The sequence below is a fragment of the Zunongwangia sp. L-65 genome, assembly GCF_056859415.1.
Map to the genome: position 1 here is coordinate 1 of NZ_JBSXOK010000061.1, position 19,566 is coordinate 19,566.

General features: G+C 35.6%; 18 protein-coding genes, 1 tRNA gene and 1 pseudogene. 6 read left to right on the forward strand and 14 right to left on the reverse strand.

The features are described from left to right. From AC13DP_RS10490 to AC13DP_RS10510, 5 genes and pseudogenes are all read right to left on the reverse strand, one after another. Positions 1–133, reverse strand: a pseudogene (locus tag AC13DP_RS10490) (IS982 family transposase); the annotation flags it as partial. Between the two features lie 127 nt (positions 134–260). Further along, a complete protein-coding gene (locus AC13DP_RS10495; RefSeq protein WP_228251963.1) occupies positions 261–476 on the reverse strand; it encodes a DUF6327 family protein in 216 nt (71 codons plus the stop codon). Further along, positions 477–833, reverse strand: a complete 357-nt coding sequence (locus AC13DP_RS10500; RefSeq protein ID WP_013069541.1) for a phage holin family protein — start codon at positions 831–833, stop codon at positions 477–479. Positions 834–838: 5 nt separating this feature from the next. Continuing rightward, the gene (locus tag AC13DP_RS10505) at positions 839–1,213 is read right to left on the reverse strand and encodes a YtxH domain-containing protein (RefSeq protein ID WP_013069540.1); all 375 of its coding nucleotides are present in this window, start codon (positions 1,211–1,213) and stop codon (positions 839–841) included. A gap of 128 nt (positions 1,214–1,341) precedes the next feature. Further along, a complete protein-coding gene (locus AC13DP_RS10510; protein ID WP_339809951.1) occupies positions 1,342–3,021 on the reverse strand; it encodes a glutamine--tRNA ligase/YqeY domain fusion protein in 1,680 nt (559 codons plus the stop codon). Between the two features lie 308 nt (positions 3,022–3,329). On the opposite strand from AC13DP_RS10510, the gene AC13DP_RS10515 reads away from it, so the two are divergent. From AC13DP_RS10515 to AC13DP_RS10530, 4 genes are all read left to right on the forward strand, one after another. Beyond that, positions 3,330–4,622, forward strand: a complete 1,293-nt coding sequence (locus tag AC13DP_RS10515; RefSeq protein ID WP_483067757.1) for an APC family permease — start codon at positions 3,330–3,332, stop codon at positions 4,620–4,622. Then, positions 4,612–5,367: a DUF4397 domain-containing protein gene (locus AC13DP_RS10520; RefSeq protein WP_483067758.1), complete on the forward strand. Its 756-nt coding sequence runs from the start codon at positions 4,612–4,614 to the stop codon at positions 5,365–5,367. Before AC13DP_RS10515 ends, AC13DP_RS10520 begins: the two co-directional genes overlap by 11 nt. A gap of 25 nt (positions 5,368–5,392) precedes the next feature. Further along, complete coding sequence (folB, locus tag AC13DP_RS10525) at positions 5,393–5,749, forward strand: dihydroneopterin aldolase (RefSeq protein WP_013069536.1); 357 nt, start codon at positions 5,393–5,395, stop codon at positions 5,747–5,749. A 54-nt stretch (positions 5,750–5,803) separates the two neighbouring features. Next, positions 5,804–5,874 (forward strand) — tRNA-Cys (locus tag AC13DP_RS10530). 169 nt (positions 5,875–6,043) lie between these two features. Here the strand turns inward: AC13DP_RS10530 and AC13DP_RS10535 are convergent. The 3 genes from AC13DP_RS10535 to rnr are packed head-to-tail and all read right to left on the reverse strand — an operon-like array spanning position 6,044 to position 9,676. Continuing rightward, positions 6,044–6,748, reverse strand: coding sequence for a LysE family translocator (locus AC13DP_RS10535; RefSeq protein ID WP_013069535.1), 705 nt, complete (start codon positions 6,746–6,748; stop codon positions 6,044–6,046). A 30-nt stretch (positions 6,749–6,778) separates the two neighbouring features. Continuing rightward, the gene (locus tag AC13DP_RS10540) at positions 6,779–7,453 is read right to left on the reverse strand and encodes a head GIN domain-containing protein (RefSeq protein ID WP_013069534.1); all 675 of its coding nucleotides are present in this window, start codon (positions 7,451–7,453) and stop codon (positions 6,779–6,781) included. 18 nt (positions 7,454–7,471) lie between these two features. Continuing rightward, positions 7,472–9,676 carry a ribonuclease R gene (rnr, locus tag AC13DP_RS10545; protein ID WP_347406104.1) on the reverse strand — a complete coding sequence of 735 codons (2,205 nt, stop codon included), beginning with the start codon at positions 9,674–9,676 and terminating at the stop codon, positions 7,472–7,474. A gap of 1,204 nt (positions 9,677–10,880) precedes the next feature. On the opposite strand from rnr, the gene AC13DP_RS10550 reads away from it, so the two are divergent. Then, positions 10,881–11,315 (forward strand): RpiB/LacA/LacB family sugar-phosphate isomerase, encoded by a 435-nt coding sequence (locus AC13DP_RS10550; RefSeq protein WP_339809963.1) that lies wholly within the window; start codon positions 10,881–10,883, stop codon positions 11,313–11,315. Positions 11,316–11,382: 67 nt separating this feature from the next. Beyond that, positions 11,383–11,820 (forward strand): GNAT family N-acetyltransferase, encoded by a 438-nt coding sequence (locus AC13DP_RS10555; protein ID WP_347406037.1) that lies wholly within the window; start codon positions 11,383–11,385, stop codon positions 11,818–11,820. 3 nt (positions 11,821–11,823) lie between these two features. Here the strand turns inward: AC13DP_RS10555 and AC13DP_RS10560 are convergent, their stop codons facing one another. From AC13DP_RS10560 to AC13DP_RS10585, 6 genes are all read right to left on the reverse strand, one after another. Continuing rightward, positions 11,824–13,461 carry a S41 family peptidase gene (locus tag AC13DP_RS10560; RefSeq protein WP_347406036.1) on the reverse strand — a complete coding sequence of 546 codons (1,638 nt, stop codon included), beginning with the start codon at positions 13,459–13,461 and terminating at the stop codon, positions 11,824–11,826. 37 nt (positions 13,462–13,498) lie between these two features. Next, positions 13,499–13,906 (reverse strand): ribonuclease P protein component, encoded by a 408-nt coding sequence (gene rnpA / locus AC13DP_RS10565; protein ID WP_013069527.1) that lies wholly within the window; start codon positions 13,904–13,906, stop codon positions 13,499–13,501. A 37-nt stretch (positions 13,907–13,943) separates the two neighbouring features. Continuing rightward, entirely contained in the window at positions 13,944–14,933 is a 990-nt protein-coding gene (locus AC13DP_RS10570) for a 2-hydroxyacid dehydrogenase (RefSeq protein WP_347406035.1), read from the reverse strand. Between the two features lie 120 nt (positions 14,934–15,053). Further along, complete coding sequence (locus AC13DP_RS10575; protein WP_347406034.1) at positions 15,054–16,925, reverse strand: M1 family metallopeptidase; 1,872 nt, start codon at positions 16,923–16,925, stop codon at positions 15,054–15,056. Positions 16,926–16,937: 12 nt separating this feature from the next. Then, positions 16,938–18,635 carry a S8 family serine peptidase gene (locus tag AC13DP_RS10580; RefSeq protein ID WP_013069523.1) on the reverse strand — a complete coding sequence of 566 codons (1,698 nt, stop codon included), beginning with the start codon at positions 18,633–18,635 and terminating at the stop codon, positions 16,938–16,940. Next, entirely contained in the window at positions 18,619–19,482 is an 864-nt protein-coding gene (locus AC13DP_RS10585; RefSeq protein ID WP_347406033.1) for an MBL fold metallo-hydrolase, read from the reverse strand. The genes AC13DP_RS10580 and AC13DP_RS10585 overlap by 17 nt, the downstream gene beginning before the upstream one ends. Positions 19,483–19,566: the final 84 nt, after the last annotated feature.

The window sequence follows — 19,566 nt, forward strand, 5'->3', positions numbered from 1 at the left end:
GTTTGGATTTTCTATTCCTTCTTTTGATGCTGCAATCAGCTTCAAGAAGATGTCCTTGATGGGCTTGTTCAAATTCTTGATGAAACTCATCAATAAAACAGAAAATTTCAGTAATTTTATCAGTAGAAATCATAAGCAGAATATTAGTTAAATATTTGAAATTTAGATACTTAAATATACTGATTTTCTGCTTTTTCTTTGTTGTGCAATCCTTCTTTTTTACCTTTTCTTACATCGAACTCACGTTAAATTAGGTAAGGTTATACACGTTTTATTCCAAACATCTTCGCTACAGCCTTTAAAACGATTGCTTTTTGCATTATTGCGCCAACAGTATTTCCTACAATACGAAGTGGAGATAAAGAATCTTTCACTTCCTCTATCGTTAGTTTAATTTCTTCCTTATCGATTTGAGCCTGAAGTTTTAAAATTTTCAGATCCCTGTCTATTTCTTCAAAACTGGTATACTGCTTCATTTAATTCTCTTCATTAAAAATTTCCCGTGAAAACTTCTTAAGCATAAACTTGCTTAGCGGTTTTTTTCCGAAGATCACAAATAAAACAATCACAACCAAATAAAAACCACCGACGATAAAAAATCCAGAAGATGGTTGATCCAAGGCAGCACTAATTGCAAAAGCAACCCCAAGGGATAAAAAAGCCACGGCAGTGCTTAGCGCAAAAGCTACAATCAAAAACATCACCAGCAATATTGCTGACTTTGTTGTTTGTTTAAATATTAAAAGTTTATAATATTCAGCATTACTATGCGTAAATGCCCTAACGTTGTCATTAAGTTCGTCTATACTATTACTTAGTTTTTCAAACGCCATAAATATTATACCACTACTTTATTCGCTTTAGTTTCAGCCTCTTCCTTCTTAACTTCCTTTTGTAACTTCGCGTTTTGTTTTCTCAATTCTTCTAATTTTGATTCCATTGCTGAAAGGATATCGTCTGCTTTATGGCTCGCATTAGAAAGTGTTTCTTCTAATCTTTCTTCAAAATCAAATTTTGCTTTTTTAGCTTTCTCTGTTAGATTAGAAGCTGTTTCGTTATATTTCTTATTAAAACGATCCTGTGCGTCTAAAGCATCTTTCTTAAGTTTCTTTCTTGTTTTTTCACCTTTATCGGGAGCATATAATAACCCAATTCCAGCTCCAATAGCTGCGCCGGTTACTAATGCTAACAATGTGCTTCCTGTATTTGCCATAATAAATAAGTTTTTGATTAATACTTTCTATCAAATATACGGTATCAACAGCTTAAGCCCTGTTAATAACCGGTTAATATGTATTTTACCAATACTAAAATATTCTTAAACAAGCACTTATCCAAAATTTACTTTTGCATTTTGGCCCAACTATCTCTTAAACCCACTGTTCTATTAAAAACCAGATGATCTTTAGTACTATCTCTATCAATACAAAAATAACCTATTCTCTGGAACTGGAATTTCTCTAACTCTTCAGCAGTACTTAAACTCGGTTCCACAAAACCTGTAATAGTATTTAAAGAATTGGGATTTACAAATTCAAGAAAATCCTTATCCTTTACTCCATCGGGAGCTTCTTCTGTAAACAAGCGATCATAAAGACGAACCTCAGCTTTTAATGCATGCTTTATAGAAACCCAGTGCAATGTTCCTTTTACCTTTCTTAAGGACTCTTCAGTCCCACTACCACTTTTACTCTTGGGATCGTAAGTACAATGAATTTCCAGAATAGTACCTTCTTCGTCTTTAAGTACATCTTCTCCTTTAATAATATAGGCATTCTTTAAACGAACTTCCTTACCTAAAGTTAATCTAAAGAACTTACGATTTGCACTTTCTTTAAAGTCTTCTCTCTCGATATATAATTCGCGGCTAAAGGGAACCTGTCTTGTACCCGCGGTTTCATCTTCCGGATTATTTTCGGCTTCTAACCACTCTTCTTCTCCCTCAGGATAATTAGTAATTACCAACTTCACAGGATCTAGAACACCCATTACACGGGGTGTGATTTTATTTAGATCTTCACGTGCACAAAATTCTAAATGCGCTACATCGATCATATTTTCACGCTTCCCAACACCAATAGAATCAGCAAAATTTTTAATAGCGGCAGGAGTATATCCACGTCTTCTTAACCCAGAGATGGTTGGCATCCTGGGATCATCCCATGATTCTACAATTCCCTTTTCTACAAGTTGTGCCAGTTTTCGTTTACTTACCACTGTATGGCTAAGGTTTCTTCGCGCAAATTCCCGCTGCTTTGGGATAAACTCCCCAGGTTTACTTACTTTGGCAATAAACCAGTTATATAACTCTCTATGCGGTAAAAACTCCAGGGTACAAAAAGAATGGGAAACCTGCTCGATAAAATCGCTTTCCCCGTGTGCCCAGTCGTACATTGGGTAGATTTTCCATTCCCCTTCCGTACGATGATGTGGTTTATGAACACATCGATACATAATAGGATCCCGCATTAACATATTACCACTGGACATATCGATTTTAGCGCGAAGCACATGTGCACCTTCAGGAGTTTCTCCATTCTTCATTTGTTCGAATAAATCCAAATTCTCCTCTACACTACGATTCCTGTAAGGACTTTCTGTACCTGGCTGTGTTGGTGTTCCTTTTTGCTGCGCGATGGCTTCAGAAGTCTGACTGTCTACATATGCATCGCCATTCTTAATCATTTCTACCGCCCAATCGTACAACTGCTGAAAATAATCTGATGCATAACATTCCTTAGCCCATTTATAGCCAAGCCATTCCACATCTCTCTTAATAGCTTCAACAAATTCCTTTTCTTCTTTTATGGGATTGGTATCGTCGAACCTTAAATTTACAGGAGCATCATATTTTTCTCCCAAACCAAAATTTAAACAAATAGAAGAAGCATGCCCAATATGCAGATAGCCATTAGGCTCTGGTGGGAAACGAAACATCAGTTTTTCCCTTTTATAATCTGCCTTTAGATCTTCTTCTATAATTTGCTCAATAAAATTTAGAGACTTCTTTTCTTCCGCCATAATTTTTCTTGTAAAAAAGCAAAGTTATCAAAAATAAAATCGCCTTGCAGGAGTAAAACAATTAGAAAATAAAAAATAATCATTCTTTAAAAGTATAATCCCATAATCACGTCTCTAAATCTTAGATAAGTTTCCTGATTTATAATTCACTGGAGACTAACCGGAATGAACTAATTGGGTTAAAATAAACCTAAACCTAAGTTATACAAAGTTCGTCACATCGATATTCTTTAATTTTATAAGAGCAAAAAAATAATGATGAACTACTACAAAACCTCTATTATTCCATCTTTAAAACCTGTATTAAGATGAGCAATAATTCCTCGAAACTAAATCCGTTATCAGTTTGGGCACTTGCCGCAGGCGGAATGGTAGGCGGTGGTATATACACCGTGCTGGGTGTTGTCATTGCCGTTTCGGCACAGTGGACCTGGCTCGCTTTTGTCCTTACAGGACTAATCGCCATACCATCAGCCTATAGTTATGTGTTCCTAACTAATAAATTTCACGAAGAAGGCGGTGCCTTTGTATTTCTGGAAAAAGTAAACGATAAAAAAATGGCCGGAAACCTCAGCTGGTTGTTAATTATCGGGTATGTCTTAACGATATCGGTTTACGCTTATGCTTTTGGACACTACCTATCGTTTGCTTTTCATGGCAATCCTTTATTAATGCGTTTACTTGCCGCCGGGATTGTCATCGCTTTAATTTTATTGAATTTAGCCGGAGTAGGAAAACTGACCAATGTAGAGATTATTATCGTATCGGTGAACCTACTAGTATTACTGGCGTTAGGCATTTACGGACTGGCCAATTGGGACACCTCTCAACTTACCGCGGGAATCAGTCCTCGACCTATTTGGTCAAGTTTAATTGGAGGAGCTTCCATATTTATGGCATACGAAGGCTTTCAGCTACTTACCTACGAATACGATAAAATTAAAAATCCTGAAAAGAGCTTTATGCCTACTTTAATGAGCGCTGTCATATTTGTGGTCATCCTTTATGCGGTAGTAGCGTTAGGAGCAACCATGGTGGGTGGTGCTACGTCTATGATTAGTTTTAAAGAAATTGCTTTGTCCATTTCGGCCGAATCGGCTTTTGGAAAAACCGGACTTATAGTAATGACGGTTGCTGCAGGATTTGCAACAGCCGCAGCCATCAATTCCACTCTATTTTCCACGGCCAATTTATCCAAACGTATTGCCTCTAAAAACGAACTTCCTTCCTGGTTTGATCACACCAATAAAAACGATGTACCCGATCGATCGATCATTGTTCTAGGTACTTTAGCCGGCACCTTAGCTATTGTAGGCTCGTTGAGTTCATTGGTAGAAGCAGCAAGTTTGGCCTTCTTATTTACCTTTGGGATTGTAAATTGGATTGCTTATCGCGAATCTGAAAAACGAAAATGGATCCCGTTAATTGGCATTATCATTGGGATTTTAGTGGGAGTAGCCTTAATTTTTAGATTGGTGATTTCTAAACCCGTTGCCCTAGGCGGAATTTTAGCCGTGGTGTTACTTATCATTATGGGAAGACCCTACTTACTGAAGAAGAAAGAAAAAACACAACAAAAAGCCCAGGAAGATGAAAACTAAATTTATAACGCTATTCATGGGAATGCTACTACTTCTTAGTTGTCATTCTTCTCAACAAAAACCTTCAAAACTGCGCATAGGACAGTTTATGTTCACTGATCGCCCGGTAAAAATTATCTTTACAAAAAATGGTGAATCTACTCTTCAACAACAACTGAAGTATACCGAATTAACAGATTATCAATCTATAAATTCTGGAACTTATACAGTAGAAGTAAAAGCTGAAAACCAGTTATTGTTAAAGAAAAAAGTAGGTATTGGTAACAGCGGAGTTTATACTTTGATGCTTTATGGAATTTTACAGGAAAATCCCACTACCAATGAAAAAACCAGCAAAACAAAATTACACGAAATTGTAGAAGGTGAAGAAGCGACGATGCCAAACGGAAATTTACCGCAATTCAAAATTTTGAACGATGAATTTGAATGCGGTAAAGACGAAGCAAAAATAAGATGGGTTCATTTCGCTGCCGGTGTAGAAGAGATTTCGGCAGTAGCCACTTCAGATAAAAAAACAGTGTCACTGTCTTCACTTACCTATCCCAAAGTTTCCAAGACAAAAGCGCTTTTGCCACTTCAGCAAAAAGTGAACTGGAAATTAAAAGGGAGTAAAGTAAACGTAGCACAAGAACAACTCACTATTCAATCTCAAAAGTTATATACTTGCTTTATTATGGGCATCGAAGGAAAATATATTGATAGCTTAAAAGTTGTTACCGGAGAAACACCCAAGAAAAAATTTTAAACCTTATTTTTACAAAAAAATAATTTTGGGAAGTATAAAATTAAAAAATATCAAGGTATTCGCTTATCACGGTTGTTTGGAGGAAGAAGGAAAGATAGGAAGTGATTATAGTGTTGATCTTAAAGTAAAGGGCGATCTCTCTAATTCGGGAAAATCTGATGAATTAGCAGATACCATCGATTACGTTCATTTAAATAACATTGTAAAAGAAGAAATGGCTTTACGTTCTAAACTTTTAGAAAGTGTTGCAGAACGAATTAACAATCGGGTACTAAAAGAAATTATATTGGTACAAAAGGTAACCGTTTCAGTATCAAAAATTAATCCTCCAATAGGAGGCAATGTGGCAATGGTTAGCGTAACCAGAAGTAAATCCAGGTAGATTTTTAGTTTTAGAACTTAAAATTTTTATTACATTTGCGTTCCCTAATAAAAGGGCATCGTGGCCGAGTGGCTAGGCAGTGGTCTGCAAAACCATGTACAGCGGTTCGAATCCGCTCGATGCCTCTACAAACAAAAGGCTTTCCATCAATATGGAAAGCCTTTTTTTATAGCTATTATTTTCAGCAAATTAACTCAGTGCAAGATCATGAGGCATTTGTTAAAAAATAATTCTTTGTTTAGAACCTGGATCAGGGATAAAAATTAGATTTTCAGTAGGACTAATTATTTCATTTTATTCGAAAAAGCCTATGCCTTCTCCCGGAGTAATATTGTCGATTTGTTCCCTTATTTCGTTTACTTCACCTGGAAATGCACCCTGTGATATCAATACAATACCAAAGACCACTAACATCACACTAATACCTTTTTTCATGATGTAAATTCTACCCGGAGTGAGTTTACGGTTTAGTTTTTTGGCGAGTAAAATCTTAAAGATATCAACAATTAGGTAAGTGATTAAAACAGTACTAAAAAACACGAGGATTCTATTACCATCCATTTCTAATCGCGGACCAAAAACAATGATTAATCCCAACCAGAAACCAAGTACACCAACATTAATAAAATTAAGTAAAAAACCTTTTAATGCCAATCCCAGATAATCACTTTTTCCGAGTTTACGAATATCCGGACTTTCTTCTTCCTGTGGCAATGCTTTTTTGGTTTGGATAAATGTCATAATACCATAAGTGGTAAGAATTACACCTCCAAAAATGAACAACGCAGGATCGTCTTTAATTCTTTCCAGTAATTTAGTTGTACTTAGATAAGCAATAAATAAAAAAACGGTATCTGCTATTATTACACCTAAATCAAAAGATATAGCTGCCCTAAATCCTTTTATGGCTGCGGTTTCCAGTAATACGAAAAATACCGGTCCTAACATAAAAGCCAGAAATAAGCCTAATGGCATGGCTGCTAAAATATCATGTAGCATAAGCTTTATTTAGAGTGCAAAAATAAAAGATTAGTTTTTTCTCACGACTTTACCACCAAATAAAGTGCTTTTATCGATCTCTTCGGGATCACCATAAACGTTTACGGTACCTCCCGCCCTAACCTTAGCGGTTACTTTTCCAGAAACAGTAACATCGGCTACACCGCCTGCCTTAATATCTACGTTTAAATAATCAGATTGAAGATTTTTAGCATAATACTTTCCTCCGGTATTAATATTCACTTCCTGATGTTTTACGTTTCCTGAGGGTGTTATTTCTCCTCCACTTCTTATAAGAGCAATTAAATTATCCACCTCAAATTCTCCAGTAATATCAGCCCCTTCCTGAGCTTCCAACGTGAAAAATTCAGCATTAATTTTGTCGGCTATCATCACTGAAGCATTTTGCTTTGCTCTCACTTCGTCGATACTTTTATAATAAAGCAACACCTGAGTATCATCGTCATCATCAAAAATGTTATCAATCCCTAATTTAATTTTTAAGGTCGCATTTTCGATATCAAATTCAACATCTTCCCTACTCTCTCCGGTTACTACCGCTTTATTTTCATCAGATCGTACCAGTTTTACCGGCAAACCATCATACACGAAAATCTTCTGAAAATCGGCAAGATCATGTTTTGTTTCCTGCGCATTTACAGCGAATCCAAAAGCCATAAAAGCAATAATTAATAAATTTTTCATTTTTACAATTATTAAAAACTATCCTTTAAAATCTTCTTTTAATCCCAACATGGTAAAATCCAGGTGACGTTTCACCAGGTCGGCATTTTTAACTTTTACATACACCTCATCCCCAAGTTGATATACCTTTTTGGTTTTTCGACCAATCACAGCATAATGCTCTTCATTAAATTCGTAATGATCGTCTGATAAGTCTCTTAAACGAATCATTCCTTCACATTTATTTTGTTCGATCTCCACAAAAATTCCCCAATCGGTCACTCCAGAAATCACCCCAAGAAACTCTTCATCCTGGTGATCCTGCATAAACTTCACCTGCATGTATTTTATGGAATCCCGCTCGGCATTCGCCGCAAGATTTTCCATCTCACTACTGTGATGGCATTTTTCATCATAAACATCTTCACTGGCTGATGCTGCACCATCCAGATACTGTTGTAACAAACGATGTACCATTACATCTGGATAACGCCTAATTGGTGAAGTAAAATGAGTATAATACTCAAAAGCTAAACCATAATGCCCTATATTTTCTGTACCGTAATAAGCTTTACTCATGGTACGAATTGCCAGCGTATCTACAAGATTTTGTTCTTTTTTACCCTGTACATTCTTTAAAAGGCTATTTAGAGAGCTCGTAACGCTTTTTCTGTCACTTAGATTAAGTGAATGACCAAAGCGACCTACAACGGTTTGTAAAGACGCTAATTTCTCTTCATTGGGCTCGTCGTGGCATCGATAAACAAAAGTTTTCTTAGGTTTCTGCTTTCCTATAAATTCCGCTACTTTTTTATTGGCCAAGAGCATAAACTCTTCAATAAGTTTGTTAGCATCTTTAGAAGTTTTAAAGAATACCCCTATAGGTTCATTTTCTTCATCTAAATGAAATTTCACTTCTACCTTATCAAAGGAAATTGCACCCTCACGCATTCTTACCGATCGCATTTTCTTTGCCAAACGATCTAATTCTAAAACAGCTTCTACAATAGCATTATCCACCGTATAGGAACCTTCTTCACGAATAGAAATATCTTCCGGAATTTTATTTTCCCTGGTTTCGATAATATGCTGTGCTTCCTCATAAGCAAATCTGGCATCAGAATAAGTCACCGTTCTACCAAACCATTGATCTTTTACTTTAGCATTTTTATCTAATTCAAATACCGCAGAAAACGTATATTTTTCTTCATTTGGTCGTAGGGAACAGGCGCCGTTTGATAAAATTTCAGGAAGCATCGGTACTACCCTATCTACCAAATAAACCGAAGTCGCACGATCGTAGGCTTCTTGATCTAAAATAGTATCAGGTTGCAGATAGTGTGAAACATCGGCGATATGAACTCCCAGTTCTATATTTCCGTTGTCAAGTTTTCTAAAGCTTAAAGCATCATCAAAGTCCTTGGCATCTTTTGGATCTATGGTAAAAGTGAGCACATCGCGCATATCACGACGCTTTTTAATCTGCTGATCTGAAATTGAAGTATCGATTTTATTAGCAAATTCTTCCACCTCTTCAGGAAAATCTGCCGGTAGGCCGTATTGCGCTAAAATCGAATGTATTTCTGTATTATGATGTCCTGGAGTACCCAGCACTCTGGTAATCACTCCAAAAGGAGAATCGGCTTTTTTTGGCCAGTCATCAAATTCTACCAAAACCTTATCCCCATCCTGCGCTTCTCCCAACTTATTTTTCTGAACAAAAAAGTCGGTATACATTTTAGGGTCATCGACTACTACAAAACCAAAGTCCTTCTTCAGTTGCAACACCCCTACAAAACTGGTTCGTTTACGTTTGATGATCCTGGTAATTTCCCCTTCAGACTTTTTTCTACGTCGATGTTTATAAACATAAATTTCAACTTCATCCCCATGAAAAGCGGAATTTAAGTTTTGTTGAGGAATCATAATATCATCCTCAAATTCGTCTACAATTACAAATCCGTATCCTTTGCTCGACATGTCGAGCACGCCTGTGTAGTAATTAGCTCCTTTTTCTATCATAAATTTACCACGATCAACCTGGTTAATTTCTTTTTTTGCAGCTAATTGAGCTAATTTTTTGGTAATTTGGTTTCGACTGCTCGGATCGTCTACACCTAACTTCGATGCAATTTGTTTGTAATTATAAGCTTTACCTGCATCCTTTCGCAGGATATCTGTAATCTTTTTATCAAGATTTCCCAGTTTTGCACTGGATTTATTGTTTTTTTTCTTTCGTTTCATTCTCATATACCGGTAAAATTAGTGTATATAACTGATTTTAGATGAAAATGAATGTAAAGTTTTGTTAAGTGATTTCGATAAAATTTACTAAAACCGTCAAAATTTAACGGTTCTGGGATAAAATAAACTTTATTTTATAACGTTAAAAATGTTATAGTTATCTTAATAATTTCTTAAATTTGTAATCTGATTTTCAGAGAGAATTTTAGCTAGTTTTAAACCAATGAAGTTGTTAGCCTCCAAATCAAGAAGATTTTTTCTGTTATTTTTCCTCATTTTTCTACTTGGGGTGATTGGATTTTTTACTTATATCAACAAGTCATTAAATCAGAGATCCCAGCTACATCCTACACAAACTTCCGGCCAGCATAAAATTACCTATTCCAATTAATAAATAAAATGTATCTTTAAGTACCTATCAATCAGGTTCATGAAAGATTATATTTACCTACAAAGTTTTACATATACCTACGAATGTCATGTGGTTAGACATCTTTTAGATAATGAAAATATTATCTATTACATTAAAAATGAAACACTTATCGATCTAATTCCTTTATCTTCATTTGCATTGGGTGGGATTAAACTTTATATTCATAAATCACATCTAACTAAAGCAAAAAAAATTTTAGACCAAACTTTTAGACGTAACAATCATCTTCGTATCGTTTAATCTTTAATAGTTATTCACATTATATATATCTATTATTTTTCTTTTCTTTTTTTTAAACTTAAATGATGGTATATGATTGCGTGTTAATTTGTGCAATAAAATTCTGATGAATAATTTGGAATTTGACTTGTGATTATTTGATAACAACTTATCAACAGGTGATTAAAATCTTAAGTTATTGATCTTCTTATGCTTTTAAGCTTTACTTAACAATTTTAAAATTTTCAATTAACATATAAAATCTTGAAAGTTTAAATTTCATCGGTTGTTTATAACCTGTTATTGATTGCTGAAAACTTGAAGAGAAATAACCCACTTATAATTTGGATATATGCTTCTATAGCTGGTATTGTAATTTTTAATGAATAAAACAAATTAGGTTTTTATTTTCTCATCAAAGGTTATCCACATGTTGTTGTCAATTGTAAAACGCTGATAATAAAGGATATTTTAAAAGTAATTAACAATGCAATATTCGTAAGTTAATAAGCACTTTTTATACCTTTGTATGTAGTTAATAAAACCAGTATTATGAAAATCTCCATTGGTAATGACCACGCCGGGACGCAGTATAAGAATCTTATTCAGCTATATTTAGAAAACGAAGCCAGTATAGAAGTAAAAAATTATGGTACGAATACAGATGATAGTGTAGATTATGCCGATTTTGTACATCCCGTTGCAGAAGATGTTGAAAGCGGAAAAGCAGATTTTGGAATTATTATTTGCGGTAGCGGTAACGGTGCCAGTATGACCGCTAATAAGCACCAGAAAATACGCTGTGCATTATGTTGGACCGGTGAAATCACTAAATTATCAAGAGCGCATAATGATGCTAATATTTTAAGTATTCCCGCACGTTTTGTGTCGACGCAACAGGCGGTAGATATGGTAAAGATCTTTTTAAATACTGAATTTGAAGGGGGAAGACACCAAAAGAGGATTGATAAGATTCCCTGCCAGTAATTAATAAACTATTTTGCTATATCCCGGTTTTATAAAAAATCGGGATATATTTTTTTTAAGATAAATAATGGAAATAAGTATAAAAAAATTCAACCAACTTAGCTTAAGCGAATTATATCATATTTTACAATTGAGAGCTGAAGTTTTTGTGGTAGAGCAGGATTGTGTATACCAGGATATTGATGGAAAGGACGAAAAAGCTTTACATATTATAGGAAAACATAATGGTGAAATGGTTGCTTATACCCGCTGTTTTGATAAAAGTTTTTATTTTGAAGAAGCTTCGATTGGTCGTGTGGTCGTAAAACAGGAGCAGCGAAAATATGGTTATGGTCACCAGATTTTGACCGCTTCTATAAAAGCGATTAAAGATCGGTTTAATACAGATCATATAAAGCTTTCCGCACAGCAATATTTAATCAAGTTCTATGAAAGTCATGGTTTTAAAAGTGAAGGCGAAGGATACCTGGAAGATGGTATCCCGCACATTGCCATGAAAAAATAGTGTTTAATTTTGTAGAATCTTAGCATATTGGCCTGGGTTGTTTAAAACTTCCCTGGCCTTTTTTATTTCCTGGCTACTGGCTACATGGTTCTGATATAAACCTTCCTGGTAAAAATAGTGTTTAATAATCTGGTCTTGTAAAACCGACTTGATTTCATCTTTTTTATGATCCAATTCTTCAGCCTTACTTTTATCGATTTCTAAGGAGATTTGTTTATAACTATCAAGTATATCTTGCTGAAAACCTTCAGATTGTGCAGTTATCAACAATTCTTCTAATTCCTGTTCAGTATTGGTTTTATAGGTAAAATCTGTTGATTTTAAATAGCTTTTAAAATCATTAAAGTCGGCATCGCTAAACGTATATTTTACCGGATCTTGAACATCATGTTGATAATAGTAATTAGTAGCATAATTAAAAATTGCATTTTTCTCTAAAAGGGCTCTGGTAATACTACTGTATTCTGAAGATTCTAATCGCACATCAGGTAAAATTCCGCCACCATCGTAAACCGTTCTTCCATTTTTTGTTTTAAAAGCGTTATAATCTTCTACTTTGGTGCGAACGGCTTTACCGTTTTCATCCCGTTTGCGGTAATCTAAGGCCTGTATACAACGTCCGCTTGGAGTGTAATAACGTGAGATCGTAATTTTAAGTTGAGTGCCATAGGCGATTTCCTTTGGTCGTTGTACCAAACCTTTACCAAAAGTACGCGCACCTACCACGACTCCTCTATCCAGATCCTGAATGGCGCCAGATACAATTTCACTAGCCGAGGCACTTTGACCGTTCACTAAAACTACTAATGGAATTTTGGTGTCTATAGGTTCTTTTTGTGTATAATATTCCTTATTATACTTTTCAATAACAGATTTGGTGCTGGTAATCAATTCTCCTTTGTCAAGGAAAATGTTACTTACATTTATTGCTTCGCTCAATAAACCACCGGGATTACCTCTAAGATCCAGAATAATTTTATCTGCGCCCTGGCTCTTAAGATCTTTTACCGCTCTACTGGTTTCTTCATAAGCTTTTTGGTTAAATCTGCTAAGCACCACATAGCCGCTATTATCTTCTAAAAGCGTATAAAACGGAACGGCTTTTAATTCAACCGAACTTCTTTTAATGCTGGTTTGTTGAGTTTTGCCCTGCCGCTGGTAGGTAATATTTACTGCAGAATTTACAGAACCGTTTAATAATGCCTGCGCACCTTCAGTAAAATCTGAGACTTTGGTATTTCCAATTCTAGTGATTTTATCGCCGGGTTTTAGTCCGGCTTTATCAGCAGGATAATCTTTGTAAACTTCAGTTATTAACAATACATCTTCATCTTGTTTTAAAGCAGCACCAATGCCGGTATATTCTCCTTCCATATTAATCCTGGAGCTTTGCACGTCCTGTTCGCTCCAAAAGTTGGTATAAGGATCCAAATCGGTCAGCATCGATTTTATTGCCGTATCCATTAGATCTGCCGGGCTGGTTTCATCAACATAATTCATGTTGATTTCCTTAAAAAGCGTGGTAAAAATTTCAATTTGTTTGGCGATTTCAAAGAAATCAGATTTAAAACCAAAACTTGTGAATAATACCGCACCACCAAAAATTAAGATTAGTGTTTTTTTATAGAATTTCTTTTTCATCCTTTCTTTTAGTTTAAAGATGAAGTATGGATTCATCCTAGTTTAAAACGCTTATTTTTTCCTTTTGTTTTAAGCGTTCCAGTAGATTCACCATCAACTGTTCCATCTTTATTTGAGAAATATCTTCCCGGGAAAGATAAATAAACATCAATGCATATTGCTGCTTTGCCCCGGTCATAACAATATACTTATTTTTTCTGAAAGATTCTCGCATTAGTCTCTTAATGCGGTTTCGCTGTACGGCAGTTTTTATAAATTTCTTAGGAACAGAAAATCCCGTCTTAAAATATGGATTTTTAACTGAAACTGTTTTTGAATTCCTGGAAGGGATAGGAATATAAACCAATCGTAACGGATAATTCTTTATCGATACACCTTCCGCAAAAAGTGTATCGATAAGAATTTTACTTTTTAATTTTTCCTGTTTATTGAAGCCTTCTTCCATGCCCCAAAAATAGGTATTGTAAATGGATATTTACAAACTAAAGCTTAAGCTGATTTTGGGTCTCGCTTCCTGCTTTATAATCTTTAATATTCTGTATGGTAACTTCAGCAATTTGCTGTAATGCCTCTTTGGTTAAAAATCCCTGATGGGCTGTAATAAGTACGTTTGGAAACGAAATTAATCGAGCAATGACATCATCTTTGATCACACTTTCAGATAAATCTTTAAAAAATAATTGTTCTTCCTGCTCGTAAACATCGATGCCTAAATAGCCTAATTTTCCAGATTTTAAAGCTTCAATAGTGTCTACCGTGTTAATTAATGGGCCGCGGCTGGTATTGATTAACATCATGCCATCTTTCATTAGTTTAAAGCTCTCTTTATTAATAATATGTTTAGTTTCTGGATTTAATGGGCAGTGTAAAGAGATGATATCAGATTGCTCTAAAAGCTTTTCAAAAGAAACATATGTACCGCCCTGCGCTAAAATCTCTCGATTTTCGAATTTATCGTAGGCGATAACGTTACAACTAAAACCTATCATGTTTTTGGCGAAAATGCTACCTATTTTCCCGGTACCAATCACACCTACTGTTTTCCCATGAAGATTGAAACCACGTAAGCGTTCTAAAGAAAAATTACCTTCTCTGATTCTATTATAGGCCTTATGTGTTTTTCGATTTAAGGTAAGGATTAAGGCAATAGCATGTTCTGCCACTGCTTCGGGGGAATAAGCCGGCACTCGATAAACTTTAATTCCAAATCTTTTCGCTGCGACAAGATCCACGTTATTGAAACCAGCACAGCGTAAAACCACGAATTTCACGCCATTTTTAGCTAAAATCGCTAAGGTTTCTTCATTAAGATCATCATGTACAAAGACGCAAACACCATCATAATCTTTGGCAAGATTGGCGGTATCTTTATATAATCTAACCTCAAAGTATTTTAAGTCGATGTCCTTCTTGTGATAAGGATCAAAGAATTCTTTGTCGTAAGATTTAGTGCTAAAAAAGGCTAATTTCATTTTTCTGATCTTGAATATTTAAAAATATAAAATTGAGGGTTTAAATGAAATTTATAAAAGAAGCTTTTTAAAATAAAAAAGTCCGGCTTATGCCGGACCTTAATAGAATACAATAATATTTTATTCAGAATCTACTTGTCCGTAAGTATTGTTACTACGATTAACATCAGCCATAAGCTGAGATTCGTCAATTTCTATAGATTTTATATTAGCTTTAGGAGTATCTATTTCCAAATCGTAAGTTGGATAAGCCCAGGGCCAGTCTTCTTTTACAATTCGCTCTACATCGCCTTCAGCTGGTTTTTCCCAACGCATCATACGTAATGGCATATAATATAATTTCTTACTACCATTGTTTAAAGTCACCGTAACTTCAACAGGCATGGGCATTAAACCTTTTCTTTCTAAAGTTACTTTTGTTCCGTTTTCAGCTTCCTCTACACTATTGATTGCATAATCGATTTGATTAGTAGTTTCTGTCCAATCGGTTAGATACCAGTGTAATTCGGCTCCAGATACTTTTTCAGCAACTCTAATAAAATCATTAGGTGTTGGATGTTTAAATTTCCATTCGTCGTAATAGCGATTTAACGTTTTGGCTAAATTTTCCTGCCCGATAATATATCCCAGTTGTGCTAAAAATACAGCTCCTTTGCTATAAGCGGCGATAGAATAAGCGGTATTGATATCGTAACGATCACCATGGGTTGTTTGAGGTTGCTCTGCTCCAGAGGTAGCAATGTAGTTATAGCCTCTATAAGATCCGGCAAAAGGATTTCCCGAAGTTCCTTTGATCGTTTTTTGAGCCAGCCCAGAAATATAAGTGGTAAAACCTTCATCCATCCAAGGATGCTCAGATTCGTTAGTAGCTAATAATTGTTGAAACCAGGAATGTGCAAATTCGTGAGCAGTAGTGCCCAGTAAGCTATTGTAGTCTTCTCCGCCGGTAATTAAAGTACACATGGCATATTCCATACCACCATCGCCACCCTGTATAACAGAGTATTGTGGCCATGGATAAGGACCTATATGTTTGTTAAAAAACGCCAATAATTTAGCTGTTTCGGGCTGAATTTTTTTCCAGGCTTCAGTTACTTTTGGATCATCTTTGTATAAAAAGTGAAGCATAGCACCGCTTTCGGTTTCCAGTTTATCATGGATAAAATCTGGATCTGCAGCCCAGGCAAAATCATGTACTTTTTCGGCTTTAAAATTCCAGGCCAGTTTTTTACCTTTATGTTTTACTTTAGTGCCTTTTTCTTCGTATCCGTAACCAATTTCTTCAGGATTTTGTAAAACACCTGTTCCACCGATAATATAATCTTTATCGATATTTATGGTTACATCAAAATCACCCCAAACGCCATGAAATTCTCTGGCGATATAAGGATCTGCATGCCATCCTTCAAAATCATATTCAGCTAATTTAGGATACCACTGTGTCATGGAAAGCGCGACACCATCGGCATTATTTCTACCAGATCTTCTGATTTGTACGGGTACCTGGCCTTCAAATTCCATTTTAAAAGTAGTAGATTTTCCTGGTAAAATAGGTTCGGCAAGATGTACGATAAGAATCGTTTCTTCTTCTTCTGTTTCTACTTTTTTGCCATCCTGGGTTAACGAAGTAGCTCTTAAATAACCAATCTCATCTTCTTTAAGTTTGGCGATTCTACTCTCGTAATCTGGATTTTGGCGATCTCCTTTATTATTCACCATTCTTCCATCTGGATCTTTGATATCCTGTAAACGTCGATCCATCTCGCTTCCCGGTTGAAAAGCGTTAAAGAACATATGGTAATATACTTTATTTAAGGTATCTGGTGAATTATTGGTATAAACCAACTCCTGAGTACCGGTATAACGGTAATTTTCAACATTCATATCTACGTTCATATCGTAGTCTACATGTTGTTGCCAGTAGCAGGTATTATTTTGTGCCTGCGAAAATGCAGAAACCAAAAGTGCCAGACTAAAAATTAGTTTTTTCATAAATGTGGGTTATTATTTAGAAACTTTAGATGCTAAAATTAGTGCATTATATAAATTAACAATCTTTCCAGAGGTAGAAAGTTCACTAAACTCCTGCGTGTTTAAACGATCACCACCAACAATTACATTGGCCTGTACCGGTAAACCACTATCCATAATAATCTTTTTAACCTGTGGTGCTGTTAATTTAGGAAAATATGATCTAATCATTGCTGCAATACCGGCAACTTCAGGTGAAGCCATAGAAGTTCCCTGTAAATATTCATATTCATTATTTGGTGTCGTAGACCAGATTTTATTTCCCGGAGCAAACACATCTACGTTTTTCTTCCCGTAGTTAGAGAAATCGGCTACCAGTTTAGAACCATAATCATAATTTAAGGCACCCACAGTTAAGAAGTTATCGCTAATTTCTATGGCATTATCTGGTGTTTGATCGTTTGGATACACCATTTTCTCATCCAGGTTTAAGCTTTCATTACCGGCTGCATTTACAATTAATACATCGTGATCTGCTGCATATTTAATAGCATCTCTTACCCAATCTGGGTGTGTAGAGAAATATTTACCAAAACTGGTATTGATTACTTTAGCACCATTATCCACTGCATATCTAATAGCAAGAGCAATATCCTTGTCGTACTCATCTCCATTTGGTACCGCCCTTATGGCCATAATTTCAACATTCTGCGCAACACCGTTCATTCCTATGCCGTTATTTCTTTGGGCGGCAATAATACCGGCTACGTGCGTACCATGCTTTATGTTTTCTTTATCGGCTTCAGGTCCCATGACGTTGTTATTTCCGTAATTACGATCACTTAGATCATCGGGATTATCACCTACCAGTTCTCTACCGTTAAGATCCAGATTTAAATTGATTTTAACCTGATCTGAGTAATAATCAATGGCACCATCTAATTCTTCAATTGCTTTTGGAATATTTTCATTTACATTTTGCTGAATCTGAAGCAACATGGCTTTATACTGGCTTAAAGGTTGTGCGGTAGCCTGCATTGCTTTTAGTTCATCTATCGTGTAATCTTCTTTTCCTAATTGAGAAGAAACCGCCTGATGTGCAGCTACCAGTTGAGATTTTATTTGTTGGTACTGCGCCAGGTTTTGTTGTGCTTCGGTTAATTTCTTGTTGTATTCGGCTTCAGCATCTTTGTAAAGAATAAATTCTTCGCGATTGGCTTCACTGATGGCACTTGCCGATTTTCCTTCGTATTTAGGTTTTAATTTTCTGTAAATTCTTACAAATTCTAAATTTTCATCTACAGCATCGCCTAAAAAGTTCCAGCCATGAATATCGTCGATATATCCATTGTTATCATCGTCTATTCCATTTCCCGGAATTTCATCTTCATTTGTCCAGATAACATTTTTAAGATCTTCATGCTCGATATCTGTACCACTATCAATTACCCCCACAATCACTTTGGTGCCTTTTTGATCTTTGATAATTTCTGAATACGCCCTATCTACACTCATACCCGGAATGGTATCATACACCAAATCGGCTTCTGGCCAGTTTTTAAACTGAGCATCGGTAAGTGCAGTCACCTTAAGCGGAATCGTATCGATACTTGCAATTGGAGTTGAAACAATTGCAGGAGCACTACTCCCACAAGACGCAAGAATGGCTGCTGAGGTAGCAGCCAGTAATGGTTTATAAAATGGAATTTTCATTTTAGTTAAATAATTCATTAAACGTGTATGTTTGGTCATGTCTTACACCTTTCTCGGTGTGTTTTACGGTTATAACTTCGTTGTGCGCATCATGTTGCATAAAAAGATAAATTTCTTCGTCTGCGGCTTTATCTAAAAAGCTTTTCTTTTCCGGCAAGGTTAATAACGGGCGGGTATCGTATCCCATCACATAAGGTAATGGAATATGTCCTGCCGTTGGAAGCAAATCTGCCATAAAAACCAGCTTTTTTCCTTTATACTCCAAATGAGGTATCATTTGTTTGTCAGTATGCCCATCTACAAAGAGTACGCCAAAGCCAAGCTCTGGAATATTTGTAAAATGCTCTTTATTGTTTCTATCTACAAAATGTAATTGTTCGCTTTCTTCTATTGGTAAGATATTTTCCTTTAGAAAAGAGGCCTTTTCACGAGCGTTAGGTGTTGTTGCCCATTGCCAGTGATCTTTATTACTCCAGTATTTTGCATTTTTAAAAACCGTTTCATAACCGGTGCGATCTTTATTCCATTGTACACAACCACCACAGTGATCAAAATGAAGATGGGTAGTAAATACATCGGTAATATCGTCGCGGTGAAATCCGTTTTTTTGTAAAGATTTGTCTAGCGAATCATCGCCCCACTGGTAGTAATAACTAAAGAATTTTTCACTTTGCTTATCTCCCAGGCCGGTATCAATAAGAATTAATCGATTACCATCCTCGATTAAAAGGCTTCGAGCGCCAATATCGATCATGTTATTGCTATCTGCAGGATTTGTTTTTTGCCAAATACTTTTTGGAACCACGCCAAACATAGCCCCGCCATCCAGCTTAAAATTCCCTGCTTCGATAGGATATAGTTGCATAAATTATCAAATTTTCAAAATATATCGCAAATTATTAAATCAAATGCTTAAAAGCAGTTTATTGAATCTATTTAACATCAGATT

Bases quoted from the DNA above. Each gene is read 5' to 3' on its own strand.
- AC13DP_RS10500 (WP_013069541.1), bottom strand. From the start codon at position 833: ATGGCGTTTGAAAAACTAAGTAATAGTATAGACGAACTTAATGACAAC.
- AC13DP_RS10515 (WP_483067757.1), top strand. From the start codon at position 3,330: ATGAGCAATAATTCCTCGAAACTAAATCCGTTATCAGTTTGGGCACTT.
- AC13DP_RS10575 (WP_347406034.1), bottom strand. From the start codon at position 16,925: ATGAAAAAACTAATTTTTAGTCTGGCACTTTTGGTTTCTGCATTTTCG.
- AC13DP_RS10505 (WP_013069540.1), bottom strand. From the start codon at position 1,213: ATGGCAAATACAGGAAGCACATTGTTAGCATTAGTAACCGGCGCAGCT.
- AC13DP_RS10560 (WP_347406036.1), bottom strand. From the start codon at position 13,461: ATGAAAAAGAAATTCTATAAAAAAACACTAATCTTAATTTTTGGTGGT.
- AC13DP_RS10540 (WP_013069534.1), bottom strand. From the start codon at position 7,453: ATGAAAAATTTATTAATTATTGCTTTTATGGCTTTTGGATTCGCTGTA.
- AC13DP_RS10520 (WP_483067758.1), top strand. From the start codon at position 4,612: ATGAAAACTAAATTTATAACGCTATTCATGGGAATGCTACTACTTCTT.
- rnpA (WP_013069527.1), bottom strand. From the start codon at position 13,906: ATGGAAGAAGGCTTCAATAAACAGGAAAAATTAAAAAGTAAAATTCTT.
- AC13DP_RS10585 (WP_347406033.1), bottom strand. From the start codon at position 19,482: ATGCAACTATATCCTATCGAAGCAGGGAATTTTAAGCTGGATGGCGGG.
- AC13DP_RS10570 (WP_347406035.1), bottom strand. From the start codon at position 14,933: ATGAAATTAGCCTTTTTTAGCACTAAATCTTACGACAAAGAATTCTTT.
- AC13DP_RS10495 (WP_228251963.1), bottom strand. From the start codon at position 476: ATGAAGCAGTATACCAGTTTTGAAGAAATAGACAGGGATCTGAAAATT.
- AC13DP_RS10535 (WP_013069535.1), bottom strand. From the start codon at position 6,748: ATGCTACATGATATTTTAGCAGCCATGCCATTAGGCTTATTTCTGGCT.
- AC13DP_RS10510 (WP_339809951.1), bottom strand. From the start codon at position 3,021: ATGGCGGAAGAAAAGAAGTCTCTAAATTTTATTGAGCAAATTATAGAA.
- AC13DP_RS10550 (WP_339809963.1), top strand. From the start codon at position 10,881: ATGAAAATCTCCATTGGTAATGACCACGCCGGGACGCAGTATAAGAAT.
- rnr (WP_347406104.1), bottom strand. From the start codon at position 9,676: ATGAAACGAAAGAAAAAAAACAATAAATCCAGTGCAAAACTGGGAAAT.
- AC13DP_RS10555 (WP_347406037.1), top strand. From the start codon at position 11,383: ATGGAAATAAGTATAAAAAAATTCAACCAACTTAGCTTAAGCGAATTA.
- AC13DP_RS10580 (WP_013069523.1), bottom strand. From the start codon at position 18,635: ATGAATTATTTAACTAAAATGAAAATTCCATTTTATAAACCATTACTG.